This is a genomic window from Pseudoalteromonas sp. L1, assembly GCF_021728095.1.
GTDB lineage: Bacteria > Pseudomonadota > Gammaproteobacteria > Enterobacterales > Alteromonadaceae > Pseudoalteromonas.
Map to the genome: position 1 here is coordinate 576,348 of NZ_JAKKCT010000002.1, position 22,494 is coordinate 598,841.

The 22,494-nt window shown below is 41.4% G+C and carries 19 protein-coding genes; 13 read left to right on the forward strand and 6 right to left on the reverse strand.

The genetic code is table 11. The features are described 5' to 3' along the window. Position 1 precedes the first annotated feature (1 nt). The 3 genes from L3V38_RS08710 to L3V38_RS08720 are packed head-to-tail and all read left to right on the forward strand — an operon-like array spanning position 2 to position 2,052. Positions 2-652: an ATP-binding cassette domain-containing protein gene (locus L3V38_RS08710; protein WP_237119121.1), complete on the forward strand. Its 651-nt coding sequence runs from the start codon at positions 2-4 to the stop codon at positions 650-652. Continuing rightward, the gene (locus L3V38_RS08715; protein ID WP_237119122.1) at positions 645-1,277 is read left to right on the forward strand and encodes a CDP-alcohol phosphatidyltransferase family protein; all 633 of its coding nucleotides are present in this window, start codon (positions 645-647) and stop codon (positions 1,275-1,277) included. Before L3V38_RS08710 ends, L3V38_RS08715 begins: the two co-directional genes overlap by 8 nt. Beyond that, the gene (locus L3V38_RS08720) at positions 1,267-2,052 is read left to right on the forward strand and encodes a sterol desaturase family protein (protein WP_237119123.1); all 786 of its coding nucleotides are present in this window, start codon (positions 1,267-1,269) and stop codon (positions 2,050-2,052) included. The genes L3V38_RS08715 and L3V38_RS08720 overlap by 11 nt, the downstream gene beginning before the upstream one ends. 67 nt (positions 2,053-2,119) lie before the next feature. Here the strand turns inward: L3V38_RS08720 and L3V38_RS08725 are convergent, their stop codons facing one another. Beyond that, a complete protein-coding gene (locus tag L3V38_RS08725) occupies positions 2,120-3,640 on the reverse strand; it encodes an aldehyde dehydrogenase family protein (RefSeq protein ID WP_237119124.1) in 1,521 nt (506 codons plus the stop codon). Between the two features lie 172 nt (positions 3,641-3,812). On the opposite strand from L3V38_RS08725, the gene L3V38_RS08730 reads away from it, so the two are divergent. After that, the gene (locus tag L3V38_RS08730; protein WP_130152418.1) at positions 3,813-4,709 is read left to right on the forward strand and encodes an AraC family transcriptional regulator; all 897 of its coding nucleotides are present in this window, start codon (positions 3,813-3,815) and stop codon (positions 4,707-4,709) included. On the opposite strand, the gene L3V38_RS08735 is transcribed toward L3V38_RS08730, so the two are convergent. Further along, positions 4,699-5,370, reverse strand: a complete 672-nt coding sequence (locus L3V38_RS08735) for a YoaK family protein (protein ID WP_237119125.1) — start codon at positions 5,368-5,370, stop codon at positions 4,699-4,701. The two genes, L3V38_RS08730 and L3V38_RS08735, sit on opposite strands and share 11 nt — an antisense overlap. A gap of 129 nt (positions 5,371-5,499) precedes the next feature. Between L3V38_RS08735 and L3V38_RS08740 the strand changes: the two genes are divergently transcribed. Further along, entirely contained in the window at positions 5,500-6,531 is a 1,032-nt protein-coding gene (locus tag L3V38_RS08740) for a LacI family DNA-binding transcriptional regulator (RefSeq protein ID WP_237119126.1), read from the forward strand. Here the strand turns inward: L3V38_RS08740 and gtfA are convergent. Continuing rightward, on the reverse strand, positions 6,528-8,000 hold the full coding sequence (gtfA, locus tag L3V38_RS08745; protein WP_237119127.1) for a sucrose phosphorylase: 1,473 nt from the start codon (positions 7,998-8,000) through the stop codon (positions 6,528-6,530). The two genes, L3V38_RS08740 and gtfA, sit on opposite strands and share 4 nt — an antisense overlap. A 138-nt stretch (positions 8,001-8,138) precedes the next feature. On the opposite strand from gtfA, the gene L3V38_RS08750 reads away from it, so the two are divergent. Continuing rightward, positions 8,139-9,359 carry an MFS transporter gene (locus L3V38_RS08750; protein WP_237119128.1) on the forward strand — a complete coding sequence of 407 codons (1,221 nt, stop codon included), beginning with the start codon at positions 8,139-8,141 and terminating at the stop codon, positions 9,357-9,359. Positions 9,360-9,499: 140 nt separating this feature from the next. Beyond that, the gene (locus tag L3V38_RS08755) at positions 9,500-11,890 is read left to right on the forward strand and encodes a TonB-dependent receptor (RefSeq protein WP_237119129.1); all 2,391 of its coding nucleotides are present in this window, start codon (positions 9,500-9,502) and stop codon (positions 11,888-11,890) included. A gap of 46 nt (positions 11,891-11,936) precedes the next feature. Here the strand turns inward: L3V38_RS08755 and L3V38_RS08760 are convergent, their stop codons facing one another. After that, a complete protein-coding gene (locus tag L3V38_RS08760) occupies positions 11,937-13,142 on the reverse strand; it encodes a sugar efflux transporter (RefSeq protein ID WP_237119130.1) in 1,206 nt (401 codons plus the stop codon). Positions 13,143-13,368: 226 nt separating this feature from the next. Between L3V38_RS08760 and L3V38_RS08765 the strand changes: the two genes are divergently transcribed. Both L3V38_RS08765 and L3V38_RS08770 read left to right on the forward strand, forming a co-directional pair. Further along, positions 13,369-14,883 carry a catalase gene (locus L3V38_RS08765; RefSeq protein ID WP_237119131.1) on the forward strand — a complete coding sequence of 505 codons (1,515 nt, stop codon included), beginning with the start codon at positions 13,369-13,371 and terminating at the stop codon, positions 14,881-14,883. A 58-nt stretch (positions 14,884-14,941) separates the two neighbouring features. Beyond that, complete coding sequence (locus tag L3V38_RS08770; RefSeq protein WP_237119132.1) at positions 14,942-15,421, forward strand: ankyrin repeat domain-containing protein; 480 nt, start codon at positions 14,942-14,944, stop codon at positions 15,419-15,421. 41 nt (positions 15,422-15,462) lie between these two features. Here L3V38_RS08770 and L3V38_RS08775 read toward each other — a convergent pair whose 3' ends face one another. Then, on the reverse strand, positions 15,463-17,961 hold the full coding sequence (locus L3V38_RS08775) for a S8 family serine peptidase (protein ID WP_237119133.1): 2,499 nt from the start codon (positions 17,959-17,961) through the stop codon (positions 15,463-15,465). A gap of 541 nt (positions 17,962-18,502) precedes the next feature. Between L3V38_RS08775 and L3V38_RS08780 the strand changes: the two genes are divergently transcribed. The 4 genes from L3V38_RS08780 to L3V38_RS08795 are packed head-to-tail and all read left to right on the forward strand — an operon-like array spanning position 18,503 to position 21,633. Further along, positions 18,503-20,017 carry a curlin gene (locus L3V38_RS08780; RefSeq protein WP_237119134.1) on the forward strand — a complete coding sequence of 505 codons (1,515 nt, stop codon included), beginning with the start codon at positions 18,503-18,505 and terminating at the stop codon, positions 20,015-20,017. A 35-nt stretch (positions 20,018-20,052) separates the two neighbouring features. Further along, positions 20,053-20,445, forward strand: a complete 393-nt coding sequence (locus L3V38_RS08785) for a curli production assembly/transport protein CsgE (RefSeq protein ID WP_237119135.1) — start codon at positions 20,053-20,055, stop codon at positions 20,443-20,445. 1 nt (position 20,446) lies between these two features. After that, a complete protein-coding gene (locus L3V38_RS08790) occupies positions 20,447-20,860 on the forward strand; it encodes a curli assembly protein CsgF (protein ID WP_237115406.1) in 414 nt (137 codons plus the stop codon). After that, a complete protein-coding gene (locus L3V38_RS08795) occupies positions 20,860-21,633 on the forward strand; it encodes a CsgG/HfaB family protein (RefSeq protein WP_237119136.1) in 774 nt (257 codons plus the stop codon). The genes L3V38_RS08790 and L3V38_RS08795 overlap by 1 nt, the downstream gene beginning before the upstream one ends. A 63-nt stretch (positions 21,634-21,696) precedes the next feature. Here L3V38_RS08795 and L3V38_RS08800 read toward each other — a convergent pair whose 3' ends face one another. Continuing rightward, positions 21,697-22,392 (reverse strand): response regulator transcription factor, encoded by a 696-nt coding sequence (locus L3V38_RS08800; protein ID WP_237119137.1) that lies wholly within the window; start codon positions 22,390-22,392, stop codon positions 21,697-21,699. Positions 22,393-22,494: the final 102 nt, after the last annotated feature.

Below are 22,494 nucleotides of genomic sequence, written 5' to 3' on the forward strand. Positions count from 1 at the left end.
TATGTATTCCTCATTAGATATTAAAGAACTCACAATTTGGCGTAATAAAACAGCACTTCTTTCACTTAATGAATCTATTCAAGGTGGTGAGATCCTAAGCATTATGGGACCATCAGGGAGTGGAAAGTCCACCTTGCTTAATTGGCTAACAGGTATGTTGCCACCAACGTTTAGTGCCCACGGTAATCTCTACTTAAACCAACAAAATATTACCCATACTCCCTGTCATTTGCGTCACATAGGCTTACTCTATCAAGACCCATTACTCTTTCCACATCTGTCTGTTGAGGGCAATATTGCATTTGCTATGCCTAAGTTAAGCAAAAAGAAAGACCTTGAAAACGTGAGTCTTGCCTTAGAAAAAGTTGGCTTAGGTGGTTTAGAAAAACGCTCTCCAGCAAGCTTATCTGGCGGACAACAAGCTCGTGTGGCACTACTGCGTGTTTTATTAAGTAAACCAAAAGCCATCCTTCTTGATGAACCCTTCAGTAAACTAGATAGTGAGCTTCGCCAAGAAGTTCGTGACATTGTTTTTAAACAAATCAGAGAACATCAATTACCCGCTATTATAGTCACGCATGATCACAGTGATGCCATAGCAGCCAGAGGGAATATTATTAACTTAGCAACCTTGGAAAAACGCTATGCTTGATAGATACATTACACCAGTCATAAAACCGCTACTAATGCCGATTGTTACGCAATTGGATAAACGAGGCGTAACGGCTGATCAACTCACTTTAACTGGATTCATTCTAGGCCTACTCGCCGTTCCTTTTATTGCCTTTAAATTATGGAATTTGGCGCTCGCTGCTATCATTTTAAACCGTATATTTGATGGTTTGGATGGCGCACTGGCCCGATATAGCAATACCAGCTCAAGTTCTGGTGGTTTTTTAGATATTACTCTCGACTTTTTATTTTACGCCGCGATCCCTTTCGGTTTTATCTTGGCTGACCCACAACAAAATGCGATTGCTGGCGCAATTTTACTAGTGAGTTTTACTGGCACAGGATCAAGCTTTCTTGCCTTTGCAGTTGCTGCTGAGAAGTTTCAGCTAGAAAAGCCTCAATTCAAAAACAAAAGCTTCTATTATCTTAATGGATTAACCGAAGGGAGTGAAACCATCGCTTTGTTTATAGCGCTGTGCTTATGGCCTAGCTACTTTCCTGTATTAGCTAGCCTATTTGCTGTAGCCTGCACCATCACTATTATTACACGCATCTATGGTGGTTACTCAACCCTAAAGCACCAAGAGCTAAACAATGACAAATGAACTATATTGGCGAGTTGGCTGCTTTCTCAGCATATTAATCATTATGATGTTACTTGAATGGAAAAAACCTGCAAGATTATCGCCTATTGCAGCAAGGTACCGCTGGTTTGGTAATTTTTCATTAGTCATTGTATCTTCTATCATTGCACGTTTAGTGGTGCCGGTAAGTCTTACCGCCCTTGCTGATTTTAATCACCAGCAAGCACTAGGATTATTTAACTATTTAGAGCTGTCGCTGTGGTTAAGCATCCCACTAAGTTTATTAATGTTAGATATGCTGATTTACTGGCAGCATCGTTTATTCCATCGAGTCCCATTACTCTGGCGGCTCCATAAAGTTCACCATGCTGATTGCCACGTTGATACCAGTACGGGGTTGCGCTTTCATCCAATAGAAATTGCCCTGAGTATTCTTGTTAAACTCATCGCCATAACAGTGCTTGGTGTACCAGCGGTAGCCGTACTCATCTTTGAAGTTGCACTCAATGGTTTTGCGCTATTTAATCATGCAAATATCTGTTTATCTGAAAAGCGAGAAAAAGCCCTACGCCTATTTATTATTACCCAGAAACTGCACCGCATTCACCATAGTACAAACATCGATGAAACCAACAGTAATTACGGATTTAGCCTAGTTTGGTGGGATAAGCTATTTTCAAGCTATCGCAGCGTGGCAATAAAGGGCGATGACTTGCAAGACATTGGTTTGAGCCAATATAAAGCGACAAAGCAAAATACATATTTAACAACACTATTAAGCATGCCATTCAAATAACTTATTTAGAAAAAACGCCACATATAGGTGGCGTTTGGTTAGCTTCGACAACAATAAGAAAGGGAATTTAAAAGAAGCCTAACGGGTTTTCGCTGTAACTAACTAATAGGTTTTTCGTTTGTTGGTAATGATCAAGGGCGAGCTTATGAGTTTCACGGCCAATGCCTGATTTTTTATAACCACCAAATGCAGCATGCGCAGGATACATGTGATAACAGTTGGTCCACACTCGGCCCGCTTCAATCTTACGACCAAAGTGATAAGCACGATTCATGTTTCGACTCCACACACCAGCACCTAAACCAAACTCTGAGCTATTAGCCAGTGCTAGCGCTTCGTCTTCATCTTTAAAAGTCGACATTGAAATAACGGGACCAAAAATCTCTTCTTGGAACACGCGCATATCGTTAGTGCCTTTTAACAACGTTGGTTGAATATAGTAACCGCCGTTAAACTCATCCGACAATTGCTCGACTTCACCACCAGCGAGCACTTCAGCCCCTTCTTTTTTACCAATCTCAATGTAGCTTAGAATCTTATCAAACTGAGCTTGTGATGCTTGCGCACCTACCATGGTTTCAGTATCAAGTGGGTTACCACGTTTAATTTGTAAGGTGCGAGCAAGTACACGTTCAATAAATTGCTCGTAAATATCTTCTTGAATAAATAAACGCGATGGACACGTACAGACTTCGCCTTGGTTAAAGTACGCAAGTACAGCCCCTTCAATGGCCTTACTCAAAAACTCATCGTCTTTTTCCATTACATCGTTAAAGAAGATATTTGGCGATTTACCACCTAGCTCGACCGTTGATGGAATAATATTGTCAGCGGCGCATTTTAAGATATGTGACCCCACCGGCGTTGAACCTGTAAAAGCAATTTTTGCAATACGTGGACTTGTTGCCAGCGCTTCACCCGCTTCTTTACCATAGCCGTTTACAACATTTAAAACACCCGCTGGTAATAAATCACCAATCACTTCAAGTAACACTAAAATTGATGCAGGAGTTTGCTCAGCTGGCTTTAAAATCACACAGTTACCTGCAGCAAGGGCAGGTGCAAGCTTCCACGCAGCCATTAACAATGGGAAGTTCCAAGGAATAATTTGCCCTACTACACCCAGTGGCTCATGAAAATGATAGGCAACGGTGGTTTCGTCTATCTCGCCAATTGAGCCTTCTTGAGCCCGCACACAGCCTGCAAAATAGCGAAAATGATCAGCCGCTAAAGGCACGTCTGCCGCAAGTGTTTCACGAATTGCTTTACCATTATCCCAGGTTTCTGCAACCGCCAGCATTTCTAAATTCAGTTCAATGCGGTCAGCTATTTTTAACAAGATATTGCTGCGCTCCGTGACCGATGTTGTTCCCCATGCGGCTTTTGCATCATGGGCTTTATCAAGTGCCAGTTCGATATCTTCTTTTGATGAGCGAGGTATTTTACAAAACACTTTACCATTCACTGGGCTAATGTTTTCAAAATACTCCCCCTTTACTGGAGCGACCCATTGGCCACCAATATAATTTTCGTACTGGGCCTTAAAATTGACTTTAGCGCCTTCGCTACCTGGATTTGCATAGATCATAATGTGTTCTCTCTTCAAATTGTTGTATTTTATTTAAGCGGTGAGTTATTGTTTATTTAACCGCTAACGATTTACGTTAGCCCAGTTACACAAAATGCACTTGATTCTCAGTCCAGACTTTTTGACTATCTGTCCATAAATAAGGAAAAGTGAGGCAACAATGAACACATCAATCACCAATAGTCGCTCAAATAAAAAACGCCAACGTATTGATGTGCTTATTGAAAATAAAGTAAGTTTTGCTGGGGAGCACGCTGAATTAAGCATTTACGACACCTATTTAGACGCGCAAAAAGTGGCGCTACATTCCACTGAATTACTGTTCTGTGGCATGATCAGCGGTAAAAAAATCATGCATGTTGCCGACAGTGACTATCATAAAGAGTTTTTACCTAATCAGTCATTTGTACTTGCCCCAGAGCAAGGGGTGCTAATCGATTTTCCTAATGCGTCTCTTAATCAACCAACAACCTGTTTAGCGATTGAAATCAGTACCGATAAAATCAGCCAAGTAGTTGATGCTCTTAATTTTAATCAACAAATTACCCAGGATGACTTTTTCCAATATCAAGCGAAGTTAGTGCATACCCAGCATAACTTACAAACTCAACAACTGCTTGAACGGATGATCACTCTGTTTAGCGAAAATGAACAACACCGAGATTACTTAATTGATTTATCACTCAATGAGCTAATAACCCGCTTGCTACAGCAACAAAGCCGAGATTTGATGATCGCAAGCTGCAAGCAAGGTAAACTTGCAACCCCACTGAGCCAAGTAATTAGCTACCTAGAACAACATCTTGCTGAGAATATCGATATCGACGTGTTATGTAAGATTGCCTGTATGAGCCGTAGTAAGTTTTATCAGCAATTTAAGCTGGCATTTGGTGTTACACCTGCTCTTTGGCAACAACAACTACGCTTACAAAAAGCCTATAAACTGCTCGAAAAAGGTGAGGCGATTAGCCAAGTTTGCTATCAATTAGGGTTTAATAACCCGAGTCATTTTAGCCGAGTGTTTAAACAAGCCTTTGGCGCAACACCTAAGAGTATCGCTAATCATTAAGCTCTGGATTGCGATGAGAATAAACGCGATAGGTTAAGGCGAGTAAAATACAAATAGCACTTGGTACATAAAGCGCCGCAAAGCTCAATTTTGCAAATAACCATGCCCCCGCTAAGCCACCAAAAATAAACCCAATAATAATTAGGCCGAACAGTTTAGCCTTACGTTTATCAAGCGCCTCACCACGTAAAACCCGACCAAACATGATACCTAAATCAGTAAAGATACCTGTCACATGGGTGGTACGAACAATTGCGCCACTGTAAGTTGTTGCCAAGGCATTTTGTAACCCACATGCCGCAGAGGCTAAAAAGTGTCCGTAGCCCGAGCCATTAAACAGTAACCAAAGTGCACCCAATAAAAGCCCTGCCTCAATCAATAATGCCGTGTCGTAATGACGACCTAGTTTAAGTGCTGAGCTATGCAGTAAAAACCCAGCAGTACCAGATCCGACTAAAAATGACAGTAATACACCAAATAAATGCAAAGCATCAAGGCTATTACCTTGCATAAGATCTGCGCCAAGCAAGGTGGCAGTCCCCGATAAATGCGATACAGCTTGATGCTCAAAACTAAGTAAACCAACTGCATTTACGCACCCAGCCACCAGCGCCAAAATAAATGCGCCAATCTCAACCCATTTTGGTAACTTAGAAATCACTCGCTATTCGCCTTTTTCTCATACTCGAACTCATTCTTTTATGGTACGCCTAATTTAATGACTAAAAACACTTTTTTTCGACTCTTTATATGGTAATTTACCATTAAGTGAATCGATTAAGAACCGACAATGACAAAGCCAAAAAGCTGGACGCTGAAAAGTATTGCCCAAGAGTTAGGCGTTTCAAACGCCACCGTATCAAATGCGTTTAATCGTCCTGATCAATTATCGAAAGCACGCCGCGAAGAGATTTTAGCTGCCTGTAAAAAGCTCGGCTATTTTGGTCCTAACAAGGCGGCGCAATCATTACGCCGAGGCACCTTTAATATTGTTGCTTTAGTATTGCCAGACAGCGTTGAATATATGGTGTCAGATCCAGTTGCTAGCAGTTTTATGCGGGGTGTATCGGCGGTACTCGAAAAAAATGGCATTAATCTTTTATTATTTTCAGGTAACAATGATAACCTCAATAGCGTGGTTGATTTTGTTGATGGCTTTATTTGTTATGGTCGCCCGCGTAATAAACAACTTGTTGAGCAGTTAAAACAGGTTGCCAAGCATGTGGTGACGGTTGATTTTAATATTGGTCGCGATGCCTCAGTAAACGTAAACAACCAACAAGCCAGTTTCGATATTGCCAAACATGCACTACAAAAAAATGATGATCGGGTTGCCATTTTAGGCCTGCGTTTACTCGATAACGACGTATTATGCCGAGTATACGAACATCATGAGTTTGAAGTAGGTCAGTCGATTGCTCATCAACGACTGCGCGGTTATCACCAAGCAATCAGCGATGCTGGTGTTACCCTTGGCGATGATAGAACATGGAATATTCCAGAAAGCAGCGAACGCTTTGCTAGCATTGCCGCTAAAGAGGCGCTTAGCAGCACACCAAGGCCAAACGTGTTGTTGTGCATGAGTGATTTAATCGCCCTTGCCGCCATGCGCGAAGCATTAAAAATGGGCTTATCGATTCCTGAAGATGTCAGGATTGTTGGCTTTGATGGCATCGATGAAGGCCAACGATTTGTGCCAAAACTCACCACTGTCCATCAAAATAGCGAAGAAAAAGGCCGCATTGCTGCGACCTTGTTTCTATCGAAAGAGCAGCAAACAGCCGAAATCGACTATCAACTGCAATTGGGTCAAAGTAGTTAAGCTAAAAAGTCAGCCAAATCAACAATGCGTTGTTCGCCTTCACGGTGATCAACTATAATCACTTCACGGCTAGCAAAGTCAACTTTCAACTCGATTGAGCTGGTATCATCATGCCAGCTTAAACGGCACACACTGCCTTCACCTTTAGCAATAAACTCACCGTTAAATGCTGGGTGCTCATTACGTAATTGAATCAGCTTGATTAAACCTTTCACCACAGGTTTAGCAAGCGCAGCATCAATGTCTTGTGCATTTAAGTAAGGGCGATTGATATCACGACCTACATTGGTACGAGCCAGTAATTCCATATCGTTTTCACAAGCGAACAGGCCACCATAATAAACTTGCGGAATACCTGGCGCGAAGAACTGAATTGCACGCGCTAATAAGTAATCAAAGTCATCCGCACCCAAGGCATTGTAGTAAGTGCAGTTTACTTGATATAAATCGACATTACTTGCTGCTGCACCGGTTGCTAGGCGGCTTTGCCCTTCACTCTTTTCATGAATGGTTTCAACCAAGTTATCAATTTCTGCTGCATTTAATAAACCCGGTTTATCACCCATTGGGCCTGCGTCAATGATGCCAATGCCATCATGGGTATCGAGTACCGTTAAACAGTTACGCGGCGAAATGGTTAGCCAGTTCAATAAGGCTTGCGCATCATTGCTAAACAAACTGTGTAAAATAAGGGGTGGTAAAGCAAAGTCATAAACCATATTTACACGCTTTGCGACTTCAACCTGAGTTTGGAAATGGCTATGGATCTCGGCAATGGTTTCCATACCTGCTTCATTTGCTTGCGCCGAAAGCTTATTTAAATACTCAAAGGTTTCATCCAACATAAAGCAGTTTGTGCCAGCTTCTTTGATCGCATAGCCTGCCGCATCTAAACGAATAATGTTGACATTATTATCAGCAAATTTGCCAAGCACCATATTTAAATACTCGATACCCGCCGTTGATTTAACATTAATATCAATTTGATTATCGGTAAATGTGGTCCAAAAATCATAGGTTTGCCCATCACCACAGGCAATAGGTGTAAAACAACTCCCCGGACGCGGACGATAAATCGCTTGTTGCTCAGCCTCAGACATACCATGTGGGAATACATCGTCTTTGGTTAGAAATAAATCCCAGAATTCAGACTGTTTACCTTTAGCTAGCACATCTTTAAATTGGAAAGATTGTGCTGAAACATGATTAACAATTAAGTCAGCCATTAAGTCATAGTTTGCACCAAGCACGTTAATATCGTCCCAGCTACCAAGACGCGAGTCGACTTCACTATGATCAATAGGATCAAAGCCAGCATCACTGCCATCAATCGGGTTATAAAATGGCAACAAATGTACACCTGCAAACACATTGTTAAGTGGGCCATTTAATAAATTACTTAATTCATCAATACCTTGACCAGTAATACGGTCTGCATAGGTGATTAATTGCACTTTATTGTTGATCATAATTGTTAATACCAAGTTGAAACTTAATCGATTAAGATATATCTTTAACCACGACAGCAAATTATTCAAGCAGTTTTTATCGTTTTTATACACTAATATACATAGTAAAGGCGCAGACCTTTCGGTGGGGATACAACAATGAATAGAACACACGATCCTTTGCAAACCATTAGATGGCTGACATACATGATGTTTTTTATGTTTGCGATGACCTCTGATGCGGTTGGTATGATTATTCCTGAGCTTATCGAAGAATTTAATTTAACTATGACCCAAGCCAGTGCTTTCCATTATGCGCCTATGGCACTTATTGCCTTTAGCGGCTTATTTTTAGGTTTTTTGGCCGACAGTTTTGGGCGCAAGCAAACCATCATACTAGGACTCGGCATCTTCACTATTTGCTGTTTTCTGTTTGCCGTTAGCAGCAGTTTTAGCATATTTGTAGTGCTGCTTAGCTGTATTGGTCTTGCAATTGGCCTATTTAAAACCGGTGCTTTGGCGCTGTTAGGTGATATTTCTACAAACAATTTAGAGCATACAAAAACCATGAATTTGGTCGAAGGCTTCTTTGGTGTTGGCGCTATTGTAGGCCCTGCCCTTGTCAGCTTTTTGATCACCCAACAAGTAAGCTGGACATACCTTTATGTTATCGCTGGGGTTTTATGCTTAGTTCTAACCTTAATTGCTTGGCGTGCAGATTACCCTAAACCTAAAAAGCTTGAAGAACACGCAAAACCTGCCTCTCTTGCAACCACCATGAGCATGATGAAAAATCCTTATGCACTTGGCTTTTCGTTAGCGATTGCTCTTTATGTTGCAACCGAAGTGGCAATATACGTATGGATGCCTACTCTGCTTGGCGACTACATTGGCCCGTGGCAATTGCTGGCAACCTATGCACTGACTTTATTTTTCATTTTACGCGCTGCGGGGCGTTTCTTAGCGGTGTGGCTGTTAAATCACTTAAGCTGGCAAGCGGCGATGCTGTATTTAAGCTTAGGGATCGCACTGTGTTATTTAGGTTTAATTTTTGGTGGCGTTGATTGGGCTGTATTCTTATTACCCTTATCAGGGCTGTTCATGTCAATGATCTACCCAACTTTAAACTCAAAAGGTATTTCTTGTTTTGCGGTGCAACAGCACGGTGCTGTTGCTGGGGTTATTTTGTTTTTTACCGCCCTTTCGGCTGCTGCAGGCCCATTATTAATGGGTGTGATCAGTGATTATTTTGGCCACATTCGGTACGGCTTTTATCTCGCTACAGGCTTCGCATGTTTATTGTTTTTAGCCATGCTATATAACTACTTACGTAACCCTGCTGAGCAAGCGTTAGCGCAACACAGTGCACTAAGTCACTAAATAAAAATCGTTAAAAATCAATTATCGAACATAAATTGTGCAAGTTTCCTGCTAAAAAGACTTGCACTGTGTAAAATTATTGTTATCTTTACTTAATCGATTAAGACAACAAACCATCTGGGATTGAGACGAGGCACATTATGACAACACACAAACATGCCCTTTACACATTAAGCGCGCTTGCATTAGCAATAAGCCAAAACTTACACGCCGAAGAGCAAGCACAACCAGAGGCCAAAAAAAGTGGCCTTGAAACAATCGTTGTAACAGGTGTACCACGCCGCACAACTATCATGGCATCAAGCTCATCGGTTAGCAGTGTGACATTAGCTGAAATTGAAGTATCAACACCTCGTTCTACTGCAGAAGCCTTCAGAACAATCCCTGGTGTGCGCTCAGAATCGACGGGCGGTGAAGGTAACGCGAATATCGCGGTACGTGGCTTACCGGTTGCATCGGGCGGTGCTAAATTCTTGCAACTGCAAGAAGATGGCTTACCTGTTATGCAGTTTGGCGATATTGCCTTTGGTAACGCAGATATTTTCATGCGCTTAGATTCAACAGTACAAAGTGTTGAATCAATCCGTGGTGGCTCAGCCTCAACAGCAGCAAGTGATGCTCCTGGGGGTATCATCAACTTTATTTCAAAAACGGGTGAGAACGAATCAGGTAGTGTATCAACAACGGTTGGCCTTGATTATGACTCAATTCGTACAGACTTTGAGTATGGTACGTATTTAAACGACAGTGTGCGCTATCACATTGGTGGCTTTGTTCGCCAAGGTGAAGGCCCCCGTGAAACTGGTTATACATCTAATAAAGGCGGCCAAATTAAGGCAAACCTAACCAAAGAGTTTGATGCCGGTTATGTGCGTGTTTACTTTAAACACCTTGATGATAAAAGCGTAGGTTATCTACCTATGCCTATGTATTCAAATGGTGACTCAATCCCAGGTTTTGATGCGCAATCAGATACACCGCATTCAGCGCTTTTCACACAAACTCTGCGTTTAAATGGTGATAACCAAATCAGCACGGGCGATATGACTGACGGTATGAACCCAGTTGTTACCTCAGTGGGTTTTGAGGCGGCATTTGATTTAGAAAACGACTGGCGTATCGAAAACCGCTTTAGAACATCATCAGTAAGCGGTAACTTTATTTCTCTTATTCCTGCAGAAGTTGCATCTGCAAGCTCTATCGCTTCTAGTATTGCTGGTGATGGTGCATCACTTGTATATGCCAATGGAGGCGAAGCCTATGGCGATGACGATTTAGCAATGCGTATTCACACATTCGATGTAACGCTAAACGACATGGGTTCAATAGTTAATGACCTTAAGCTAACTAAGTCGTTCTCTGATGACACTAGTGTTACATTTGGTTACTTTGCATCAAGCCAATCAATTGATATGTCGTGGCTTTGGAACTCATATGTTATGGAGCTTAAAGGCGACAACGCTGCATTGCTTGACGTTTACGCTGCAAATGGCGACAGCTACTCAGATAATGGCTTGTATGCTTATGGCACACCTTACTGGGGTAACTGCTGTCAACGTAACTACGATACAGAATACGAAACACGCGCACCTTACATTAACTTAGCCACTAAGTTTGGTGATTTAAGCATTGATGCAAGTGCTCGTTATGATTCAGGCGAAGCACGCGGTAACTACGCAGGTGCCGTAACATCAACAATTGATATGAATGGCGACGGTACCATCTCAATTCCTGAGCAAAGTGTTGTTGGTATTGATAACGCGAACCCAAGCATTGTTAACTACGACTGGCACTACACCTCATACTCAATTGGTGCGAACTACCAAATTGATCCAAGCTTTGCGACATTTACCCGCTTAAGTAAAGGCGGCCGTGCAAATGCAGACCGCTTACTATTCGGTAAAGTAGAAGCAGATGGTTCGGTTGCCGAAGCGGATGCAATTGATGAAGTAAACCAATACGAAATCGGTGTGAAAAAACGTTTTGATTCATTATCAGTTTTTGCAACAGCATTCTACGCAGAAACTGAAGAGCAAAACTTTGAAGCAACATCACAAAAATTCTTTGACCGCGAGTATGAAGCTAAAGGTATTGAGGTTGAATCAACCTACTATATTGGTGATTGGGATTTCCGTGGTAACTTTACTTGGACAGACGCAGAAATTGCTAAAGATGCGTTATCGCCAGAGTTAGTCGGTAATACACCACGTCGTCAAGCTGACCTTATTTACTCACTAATGGCAACTTACAACTTTGACAAAGGTGCTGCTGGTCTAAGCTTTATTGGTACAACGGATGCTTACGCACAAGACAGTAACGACCTTGAGTTCGATGGCTATACACAAGTGAATGGTTTTGTAAGTTACAATCTATCTGAAAACTTAAGCCTTTCGCTTAACGTGAACAACCTGTTCGACACCGTAGGTATCACAGAAGCAGAAGAAGGCTCAGTACCAGATAACGACATTATCCGTGCCCGTACTATTAACGGCCGTACAACGTCGCTTACTTTAAAATACTCTTTTTATTAATCACGCTCCTCCCTCGTTTTAGCCCAGCATTTACTGGGCTTTTTCGTTAAATAGCAGTCTGAGATAACAATGTTTGTTTTGCAGTTAATTCTTTATGTTTAACTAGCTTAAACAACAGCAAACACCCTAGTGCCAAGCTTGCAGCTAGCATAGAACCAAGGGTTGCGAATCTAAAACTATAAAACTGTGCAATAACCCCTGTAGACCCTGCCCCACACATAACACCAAGTTTAATTGCGTTGGTATAAAACGCAGAGGTGAACCCTATCCGCTCTGGGAGCTGATCTTGTAATACGGTTAAGCCAATGCCCGCAAAAATACCGTAAAACAGCCCATTTAAAACTTGCAACGCGATTAAATGCCATACTTGAGTGGCAAAAAACACCCCTAAATAAAATACAATGGCACAACAAAATGCGAAGGCAAGCATCGAGACTTTACTGTATTTTTTAGCAAGCTTTGCTCCATACAGCATGATAGGAATTTCTAACAGTGCCACTACACCCATAAACAGCCCAGGCGTATGTTCAGCAAATCCTAGTTCAGTAATGCTATAAAGCGGCAGTGCCGATGAATACATAATATTGCCCGTTGAACCAAGCATAATGGCTAAGCCTAACAACCAAAATGATAAACTTGTTGCTTCTGCTGGCTCTAAAGCGTGTTGTGTTTTTTTAGTGCTGTAGTCAGGAATAAACTTAAATGCAAAGATAAGTGCAACCAATGCACACACCGCAGCAAAATAAAACGAGCGGCTAAACTCACCTCCCGCAGCTAACAAATAACCAAGCGGCGGACCGCCCACCCAAGCAAAGGAAATAGCAGCACGTAAACGCGAATTAAAGCTGGTAATGTCGATGTTCTGTTGACGCCCTGCCCATTGTCTTGCCACGGTCATCATTTGCGGAATTGCCGCATTGCCCATAGCGAGAAATAACACGCCTGCGAGCAGGACTTGCCAAAATGCAGTGGCATTAGCAAAGATCACTAACGCACACACCATACCTGATACAGCCACCATAAATAACTTACGCGCACTGGTGCCTTTATCAGCCATGCCACCCAGCCACTGACTAATAACTAACCCAGTAATGGTGACCGCCACCATATAAACACCCAAATATACGGGCGGTGTTTGCAGCCCTTCGACAATGAATAAGCTCATCAACGGGTTAACAAATGCTCCCATTAACCCTGTTAGCATACTTAGAAGAATAAAAATTACACCATGCTGTCTCAGCAATGCTTTCATTCACAACCCCACATTAATACGACACGTAAACAGATAATTTAAAGGGCGCAAATTATACACAGTTTTAGCGAAAACTTCATTTTGTAATACAAATGAAATTAAAACCCAATTGATAGATTTTAACTATCACCTTAATAGAAACAATCAGTTTTACCAAATTAAAACGCCTTCATATAATGGCTGCAACAAAACGCCAATACCTTGGTGACTTATGAAGAGGTTTATTATGAAATTTAATCGCACACTGACTTTAAGCGCACTTGCTCTTGCTATCAGCCTTCCTGCATCCGCTGCAACACTTACCAAAGACAATGGTGCAGCCGTGGGTGATAACCAAAACTCTATAACAGCTGGCCCACGTGGCAGCGTTTTACTTGAAGACGTTCATCTAATTCAAAAACTGCAACGCTTTGCTCGCGAACGTATTCCTGAGCGTGTTGTTCATGCTCGTGGTACAGGTGCACATGGTGTGTTTGTTGCGAGTAAAAACCTTGAAGACCTAACCATTGCTGCGCCGTTTGCACAAGCAGGCAAAGAAACAGAGGTATTCGTTCGTTTTTCATCGGTTATTCACGGTAAAGGTAGCCCAGAAACTCTTCGTGACCCACGCGGTTTTGCTACTAAGTTTTATACAGATCAAGGTAACTGGGACTTAGTGGGTAATAACTTACCGGTGTTCTTTATTCGTGATGCAATTAAATTTCCAGATATGGTGCATTCATTAAAACCATCTCCAGTTGATAACATTCAAGATCCAAATCGCTTTTTTGATTTTTTCTCACATGAACCAGGTTCAACACATATGCTGACATGGGTTTACAGTGACCATGGAACACCAGCAAGTCTGCGTAAAATGGATGGCTTTGGGGTGCATTCTTATAAAATGATCAACAAAGACGGTGACGTAAAATACGTAAAATTTCACTGGCTTAGCCAGCAAGGCATTGAAAACTTAAATGCTAAGCAAGTTACTGAAGTACAAGGGAAAGATTTTCAGCATTTAACCCGTGATCTGTACCAAGAAATCAATAACGGTAATTTCCCGAAATGGGATTTATATATCAAAGTACTAGACCCATCTGAACTGGATGACTTTGATTACAACCCATTAGATGCAACAAAAATGTGGTTAGGTGTTAAAGAGACCAAAGTGGGTACCATGACACTAAACCGTATGCCGGGCAACTTCTTCCAAGCAACAGAACAAGTCGCTATGGCCCCTGCGAATATCATTCCGGGTATTGAACCATCAGAAGATCGTTTATTACAAGGTCGTGTGTTTTCATATGCCGACACCCAAATGTATCGCCTAAGTGCAAACCACCAGCAGTTGCCAATTAACCGCGCCAAAGTAGAAGTGGTTAATTACAACCAAGACGGTGCGATGAACTTTGGCCATACCACCAGCAATGTGAACTATCAGCCAAGCCATGAAAACGTGCAAGAAAATCCAATTGCTCGTAAGGCTCAAACGAAGCTGGCTGGCTATGTTCAACAAGCAGCGATTAAAAAGCAGCAAAACTTTGCTCAAGCTGGCGTGTTATATCAAAGCTTTACTAAGCAACAGCGTACTAACCTGATCAACAACTTAGCGGGTGATTTAGGGAAGGTAAAAGATAGCAAGGTAAAGCACATTATGCTCAGTCACTTTTACAAAGCAGACAGCGAATACGGTACGCGCTTAACCAAAGCCGTCGGCGGTAACCTAGCAACCGTGAAAAAACTAGCAAACTCACTTTAATTCACTCTCCCAACCTTGATGAGGAAGGCATACCCTTCCTCTTTTTTAGGAGTTAACTATGCGTATTTTTGCTTTTCTACTGCTGAGCTTTTTATTAACAAGCAACCCTGTTAATGCTGATCAGCAAACCGATTCACAAACACAGTATCAAACCTTGCTTGCCTATTATTTTGCTGCTGCGCGAACCGCAGAGAACGACATCATTGAACAATTCGTTGAGGCCGGATTACCAATCAACAGTGTTAATGAAAAAGGCTATACCGCGCTGATGATTGCCACTTACCATGGTCACAAGCAAACGGTAAACCAACTGTTAGCATTAGGCGCCAATGCGTGTCTTGAAGATAAACGCGGCAACACCGCATTGATGGCCGCAATTTTTAGAGGTGAATTTAGCATCGCTAAAACGTTAATGAAACAAGACTGTGACACAGAGCATGCGAATAAAGCAGGGCAAACCGCCGAAGCATTTGCAGCACAATTTGGTCAACAGCATGTACTCGCTTTACTTACGCAATATAAGAAAGCAAAACAATAAAAAAGCCCAGCGGAAACTGGGCTTTGAATAGTAGAACAATATTAGTCGAACGATACCGTTACAGGGTTAGAGCAAACGGTTTCAGTCACACATACCTTGTACTCATAACTTGGTAACTCAGCATTACGCTCTACATCACGATAGAAACCACGATCAGCTACTGTTTCAAGTAGTTCTCCGTTACGGTAGATGCTTACTTGATCAGCGACTGTTTGCCAGCTTAAATCAACACGCATAGTACCTAAACGCGTTTTACTTGAGCGTTTAAGCGATAACTCGATTTCAACATCAGATACGACGACTGTTTGCGTAAACGTATCTGTTTGGCCTTCGCTATCTGTTGCTGTTAGCGTCACTTCATAGCTACCCGCTTCGGCATAAGTATGTAGTGGATTTGCATCTGTCGATGATGCACCGTCACCAAAGTCCCATGCCCAAGAGACAATATCATTATTGCTATCTGTGCTTGTATTGGTGAAAGTTACATTTAAACCTGATGCTTCAAATGCAAAACCTGCTTGTGGTGGCTGCGGGCTTACTTCACCAATTGCGCTGAAAGTAAGTGACCAGCTGTTTAATGTACCTGTATCAGCAGCCAGTACGTCTTTGACATTAAGTACCCAATCACCTGTTGCAACTTCACCATTAAAGTTAGCCAGCGAATAGCTTTGTACTAAGTCATCTGCGCCACCTCCTGATTGACTGTGAAGCGTTGCAGTTGTTCCTTGCGGCGAAGTTAACGTAACGATTAAATCACCAATATAAGTATGAGTAATATCAATACTTGCATCCGTTGAGAATACTGTCAGCTCGTCAGCAACTGTTATTATTGAATCAATACCTGTGTCATCGTTATCTGGAATAGTCAAAGGTGTTTCATTTGAGTAAGTAAAATCATTTAAGCCAACAGGATTAACGAATAGTGACACAGTGCTTTGTTTTGCAAGTTCACCTGACGTTGCATCAACAATAAAACTATAACTACCCCAAGCCGTTTCTTCTTGTGTGGGAACTGTTAATGTAACTACATCACCCGGCACTGCTTCAGTTTGCGATAGCGTTGCACCTTCTAAATCAGCTTGAAGAGCTAGGCTAACAACGCCTTCCCACTCGGCAATTGAGCCAATTTCAAAGGTATAGGTTGCAGTTTCACCTGCGGTGATTTGTTGCGAACCTGGCGAAACCGAAATTCTGAAGCTTGGTGTCGGATCAGCTTGTTCAAGCGCTTGATGCACATTTAAACGATTACCCGATACCGTTTTACCTTGCAGTGCTTCATTTTGGTCACCACTATTCATTAACAGTTCTTTTAGCTCAAGCGCTGTTAAATCAGGGTTGATTGATAACACCAGTGCCGCAGCACCTGCAACATGCGGTGTGGCCATTGAAGTACCAGAATAGCTTGCATAACCATTACCAGGTACAGTTGATAAAATTGCACTACCTGGTGCACCTAAATCAACACTGGTTAAACCCCATTGTGAGAAGCTCGACATATTGTCTCTGCTATCAGTGCTGGCAACTGATAACACACTCTCGTGCTCGTAGTTTGACGGGTAATGCGGGTTTTGATCGTTATCTACCGCATCATTACCTGCCGCTGCAACAAATAGAATATCAGCTTGCTCGCTTGCAGTGATCGCATCTGCCAATGCTTGGCTAAAGCCACCACCACCCCAGCTGTTATTTAAAACACGTACATTGACGCCTTGGTTTTTAAGATCAACCATGTAATCGATACATTTTATCGCATCAGATGTAGAGCCTGTACCATCCGCACTTAAAAATTTACAGCCTACAATTGATGCTTCTTGGTTTACACCGACTACACCTGTACTGTTATTGCCTGATGCACCAATAGTACCTGATACATGCGTACCGTGGCCCTGATCATCCATAGGGTCACCAGCATCAGTAATTGCATTAATACCATGCACATCATCGATGTAACCATTACCATCGTTATCAATACCATCACCTGGAATTTCACCAGGATTTATCCACATATTGTCCGCTAAATCCTCATGGCTGTAATCGACACCTGTATCAATTACACCAACAACAACATCACGACTCCCTGTTGAAATACTCCACGCTTCAACAGCATCTATATCAGCATCTTCTATACCACCGGTTTGTCCTTCATTATGCAACCCCCATAATTGAGAGAAGTCAGGATCATTCGGCACATTTGCTATTGATACACGATAATCAGGTTCAACATATTCAATTGCAGCATGGCTTTGCAGACGCTTGATAGCTTCTTTGCTGCTCATACCAGCAATTTTAAATTTAGCTAAACGACCAGATAAAATTGCTGAGTAATTGTCATCAACACCATCTTGGTTAACATCACTAATCGTCGCTTTCACTAGGTTACGGGCATTTTCTCGCATCGCGACAGAGGTGCCAGCTTTATACATGACCAAAACTGAGTCTTCGCTTGCACCGACTACGGTCGCTTTTGCTGGAGTGCTTATTTGCGCAGCACCTAAACATGGTAATAAAGCTAGGCTGAGTACAGATAATTTAGTTTTCATATTTTCTATCCATAATTAGTTGAACTGGCCGAGAGGTAGACTCGACCAACAAAGCTCATTACTTCTGAATGAATATCACATGGCATATTTTATAAATGGCAAATCACATTCAACTAGCAAGGAAAATACCTATTGAAACAAAAAATCCACACTTTTAAATGAGAAAAACAATATAAAACCGCCAAATAAAGCACTTTTTAATGAGTTTCTCATTTAGGAACTCAATCCATATTAACTAGCACTTTTTGACCACCTTCAGCTTGTAAATTAAACAAAAAATTAACAAACCCAACTTAAGACCTTGAAAATAAATAATATTAAAAACAGCAAAAAGTGATGATTTTTTATTCCTAAAAATCAGCCTAGAGTAATTACTTGTTAATCTTGAATTCAGATTATCAACGAGTAGTAAATACGTTTCATTCACTTCTGAACGTCACAAAGAATATCACGCACTTAATCCGGCAAGGCATGCCGGTACATAGTTCTAAACCAAAAAAACATTAGAACTTTGATTAATAATAACTGAAAGGAAATAATCATGAAGTTAAAAAGATCTCTACTCACATGCGCAATTACCTTCGCTTTGGGCTCAAGCTTTACTGCATACGCTAATATTGATGATAAAGCTCAATCAAGCTCAGAGCTTGCTACACAAGTAGCTGTGCAAAGCACAATCAGCTCAGTTTCGATTGATCAAACATCGACATCTGGAATAGGTAACTCACATGTTGTTATACAGCAAGGTACTGGTCAAACTGCGGAAACAACCAGTATGGGTGATGGTAATTTACTTGAGGTTACTCAAACACAAACGAGTAACTTATCACTCGTAAGTGCAACGGGTAATTTTAATACTATAACCCACAATCAAAATGGCACACTCAATGGTGCGTTATCCGAAGTTACTGGTACAGACAATATAATTGATGTGACACAGCAAGGTGCTGGCTTCTTTGGCATTAATAATGAAGCAATTAACATCATCGAAGGTGACGCAAATACTATTGAAGTCAATCAAGGTGATGGCGGTCATTGGTTATATAACTTCAATATGCAAGGTAACGACAACACAATTAGCGCATCGCAAGTAGGTTTATTAAATGAAGCGACATTCAATGTAGTTCAAGGTGATGATAATACACTTGAGGTAGCACAAGACGGTGTATTCAATGCGTTTACTTCGGATGAAATCGTTGGAAACAGTAATGAAATTATTATTGATCAAACCGGTTCTTTCAACAGCGCTATACTCACCTCATTGCGTGGAGATGCCAATGAAGTAGAGTTTGAACAAGATGGCGATTCAAATAGTGTTGTTATTGCTGAAATCACTGGCAATGATAATGAAATTAACGCTGATCAAGAAGGCAATAGTAATAGCTTTGAGTCTGCTGTAATGATGGGTGATGGAAACGCTCTTTTAGTTAATCAAGCACAGGATAATAATACCGTCACTCTTGACGCTATTGGCAATGATAATGAACTAACAGCATTTCAAAATGGTAACGGTAACGACGCTTACCTAGGCGCCGTAGGCGACGAAAATGAATTCACCACCAACCAAATTGGTGATGCTAACAGTGCACATATCGCAAACTTTAATGGTAGTGATAATGACGTTGATATTAGCCAGGCTGGTAATGAAAACACTGTACTTGTGCAGTCGTCATACCCTGACACTTCTCTAACTTCAAATAATAACGAAATTACCGTTAACCAAGAAGGTAGCTTAAATGAAGCTGCTCTTACATTTGCAAGCGTTCTTGATAGTAACAGTAACCAAGTTTCATTTGCACAAACTGGTGAGTTGAATGCGATAGATCTCATTATGGAAGGTAGCGGCCATTCTGTTGATATCAGTCAGACTGGCTCTGAAAACTTTGTAGTAGGTGTTGATCAAGGTGCTTTTTTGGTCGGTGGCGAGAATAACTCATTTGTTGTTGTGCAAGAAGGTAACGCGAACCTTGTTGAGGGCTCAATTATTGGTTCTAACAACGCTGTGATGATCACACAAATTGGTGATGGCAATATCGCAACTGTAACTCAAGAGTAAACTGTTAGGAGGGAGCTCTGCTCCCTCATTCAATTATGAAAACACAACTTTTAATCCGTATTTATTGCATTTTTTTAGCTTTCAGTTGTTTTACAAGCCAAGCGAAAGAGCTTGAGATTGATGGTCTTGTGCTCGACAGAAGCATAAGCCGTTTTGGGCACCAATTTTATTTTGAGTTTGCGAACCTCTGGCGCGATCTCCCTTCTACGGCTGGCTTTAATATCGAAATAAAAGAAACGGTATTACCGCGAGCAGGCACACGACTCGTACTAAGAATGAATAATCAAATCGTGTATGTCACTTACTTAGGCCGTCGCCTTGAACCTTTGGATGAGCGTGTAAAACAAGCAATGTACAGCGTTATGGACGCGATGGCGCGTAGTCAGATGCAACAATCATCACCGGATATGGCAAAAAATGGATGGTAAAATGAAATATATCATTACACTAATAATAATTTTCAACTTACAAACTAGCTGGGCGACTGAACTCGTTTATACCCCAATTAATCCCAGTTTTGGCGGAAGCCCGCTCAATGGCAATATGTTATTAAGTAAAGCACAATCACAGAATAAGCATAAAGCCCCCATTATTGAGCAAAATTATGCAGATAAATTTCAAGATTCACTTGAGCGAACTTATCTAAACCGTATGGTCAGAGAAATCACCGATATGGCATTTGGTGAAGAAGTAGATGACAGCATTTTCAATGGCGACTCGTCATTTATCACCGGAGACTATGAAATACAAATTATCACCAGTACCACCGACACCATCACTGTTAGAATAACAAGCATACTAGATGGCACTGTGACAGTTATTGAAGTACCGAGGTTTGAATAATGATTAAGGTAATTTTAAGTGCGATACTATTGATACTTACAGGCTGCTCATCAATTGGCAACCTTGTTCCACCAAGCAAGGGGTTAGCCGAAACATTAGAACCAACCGAAACGTTTAGAGCCCTACAAGCACTGCCTCATCCTATGGGCAGTATTCCTGTTTCTGTTTATTCATTTAGAGATCAAACAGGTCAATACAAACCACAAGCGAATGTGAGTTCATTTTCAACCGCCGTCACGCAGGGTGCAAACTCAATTTTAGTACAAGCTTTGCACGAATCTGATTGGTTTATTCCTGTTGAACGTGAAGGCTTACAAAATATCTTAACTGAACGAAAGATAATCCGTGCTGCACAAGCAGAAAATAAGGATTTACCTGAACTCCCTCCCCTCACAACTGCCAAAATAATTCTTGAAGGAGGAATTATTAGCTACGACACCAATATTAAAACGGGTGGTATTGGTATGGAGTATTTTGGTATTGGTGCATCTGAGCTGTACAGAGAAGATGCAATCTCAATCTACTTGCGTGCTGTGGATGTTCGAACGGGTCAGGTACTACTATCGGTCGCCACCAGCAAAAAAGTACTAAGCCAAGAAATGCGTGCCGGCTTTTTCCGCTATGTGAGTTATAAACGACTTGCCGAAGCAGAAGCAGGCTATACAGACAATGAGCCTATGAGTATATGTGTTACTCAAGCGATCGAAAAAGCGCTTAGTGACTTAATCCTAAAAGGCATCAATAAAGGTATTTGGTCAGCTAAAACGGTGTAACTTAATCTAGGGCGCTGATAACAGCGCCATTGATACAACGGCTTATAAAACCCAAGCCATGTTTTACTGCCTTTGCAAAGATAAGCTCACAGCCATATAGTTTTGTGCCCAATTAGCAAGTTCAACACGATTACGCGACGCTGTTTTTTTGAATGCACTATAAAGGTGAGTTTTTACAGTGTGATCGCTAATATTCAAGCTTTCAGCTATATCACGATTACTTGCTCCTTGTGCGAGTAAATGAATAACTGATTTTTCACGCTTGGTAAGTGAATTTAGGTCTATTTCCGTGCCAGTTGTATCATTGTTTGTATTAAACTGGTTTCGTGAAATAGCCGACCACATATAGTTAAATACGACGGAGATGCTCTTTGAGCTAAAAAATAGCTCGCCATTGAGCACTTTCATTAGCCCAGAAAAAATATCTTCTGGCGATTGCTCCGCAAAAAATACGCCTTTTATACCATTGAGAAGTAAATTCTTCTCGCACACAGAATTAACTTCAGCATTAAAAATAACCACTCGATTTTTTTTTGCTAGTTGCACTAATTCTGCTGGAAGCAAGTCAAGCCAATAAGCCCCTGCGCTATCAATAAGATAAAGATCAAACTCTTCGCGCGATGACTCCAATGGGAGCCGCGAATCAATTTTAACGCGTACAAAGAACGCATCTAACATTTTGATTAAATATTGATAATTTTGGCTACGGTTTTGTGGTGATGGTTGAGCCTTTAGAAAAACAGAAGTTGATTGAATCATTTTATTTCCTCCCTGAAATACCCAATTAACAATACCCAGTTTAGATACATGATTCAACCAAAATTAACTCAGCATTTATAAATAGTTATGAACAAGGAAAGA

What these genes read in the sequence shown, in the direction of transcription:
- L3V38_RS08710 (WP_237119121.1), top strand. Translation starts at nt 2, where the DNA reads ATGTATTCCTCATTAGATATTAAAGAACTCACAATTTGGCGTAATAAA.
- L3V38_RS08715 (WP_237119122.1), top strand. Translation starts at nt 645, where the DNA reads ATGCTTGATAGATACATTACACCAGTCATAAAACCGCTACTAATGCCG.
- L3V38_RS08720 (WP_237119123.1), top strand. Translation starts at nt 1,267, where the DNA reads ATGACAAATGAACTATATTGGCGAGTTGGCTGCTTTCTCAGCATATTA.
- L3V38_RS08725 (WP_237119124.1), bottom strand. Translation starts at nt 3,640, where the DNA reads ATGATCTATGCAAATCCAGGTAGCGAAGGCGCTAAAGTCAATTTTAAG.
- L3V38_RS08740 (WP_237119126.1), top strand. Translation starts at nt 5,500, where the DNA reads ATGACAAAGCCAAAAAGCTGGACGCTGAAAAGTATTGCCCAAGAGTTA.
- gtfA (WP_237119127.1), bottom strand. Translation starts at nt 8,000, where the DNA reads ATGATCAACAATAAAGTGCAATTAATCACCTATGCAGACCGTATTACT.
- L3V38_RS08750 (WP_237119128.1), top strand. Translation starts at nt 8,139, where the DNA reads ATGAATAGAACACACGATCCTTTGCAAACCATTAGATGGCTGACATAC.
- L3V38_RS08755 (WP_237119129.1), top strand. Translation starts at nt 9,500, where the DNA reads ATGACAACACACAAACATGCCCTTTACACATTAAGCGCGCTTGCATTA.
- L3V38_RS08760 (WP_237119130.1), bottom strand. Translation starts at nt 13,142, where the DNA reads ATGAAAGCATTGCTGAGACAGCATGGTGTAATTTTTATTCTTCTAAGT.
- L3V38_RS08765 (WP_237119131.1), top strand. Translation starts at nt 13,369, where the DNA reads ATGAAATTTAATCGCACACTGACTTTAAGCGCACTTGCTCTTGCTATC.
- L3V38_RS08770 (WP_237119132.1), top strand. Translation starts at nt 14,942, where the DNA reads ATGCGTATTTTTGCTTTTCTACTGCTGAGCTTTTTATTAACAAGCAAC.
- L3V38_RS08775 (WP_237119133.1), bottom strand. Translation starts at nt 17,961, where the DNA reads ATGAAAACTAAATTATCTGTACTCAGCCTAGCTTTATTACCATGTTTA.
- L3V38_RS08780 (WP_237119134.1), top strand. Translation starts at nt 18,503, where the DNA reads ATGAAGTTAAAAAGATCTCTACTCACATGCGCAATTACCTTCGCTTTG.
- L3V38_RS08785 (WP_237119135.1), top strand. Translation starts at nt 20,053, where the DNA reads ATGAAAACACAACTTTTAATCCGTATTTATTGCATTTTTTTAGCTTTC.
- L3V38_RS08790 (WP_237115406.1), top strand. Translation starts at nt 20,447, where the DNA reads ATGAAATATATCATTACACTAATAATAATTTTCAACTTACAAACTAGC.
- L3V38_RS08795 (WP_237119136.1), top strand. Translation starts at nt 20,860, where the DNA reads ATGATTAAGGTAATTTTAAGTGCGATACTATTGATACTTACAGGCTGC.
- L3V38_RS08800 (WP_237119137.1), bottom strand. Translation starts at nt 22,392, where the DNA reads ATGATTCAATCAACTTCTGTTTTTCTAAAGGCTCAACCATCACCACAA.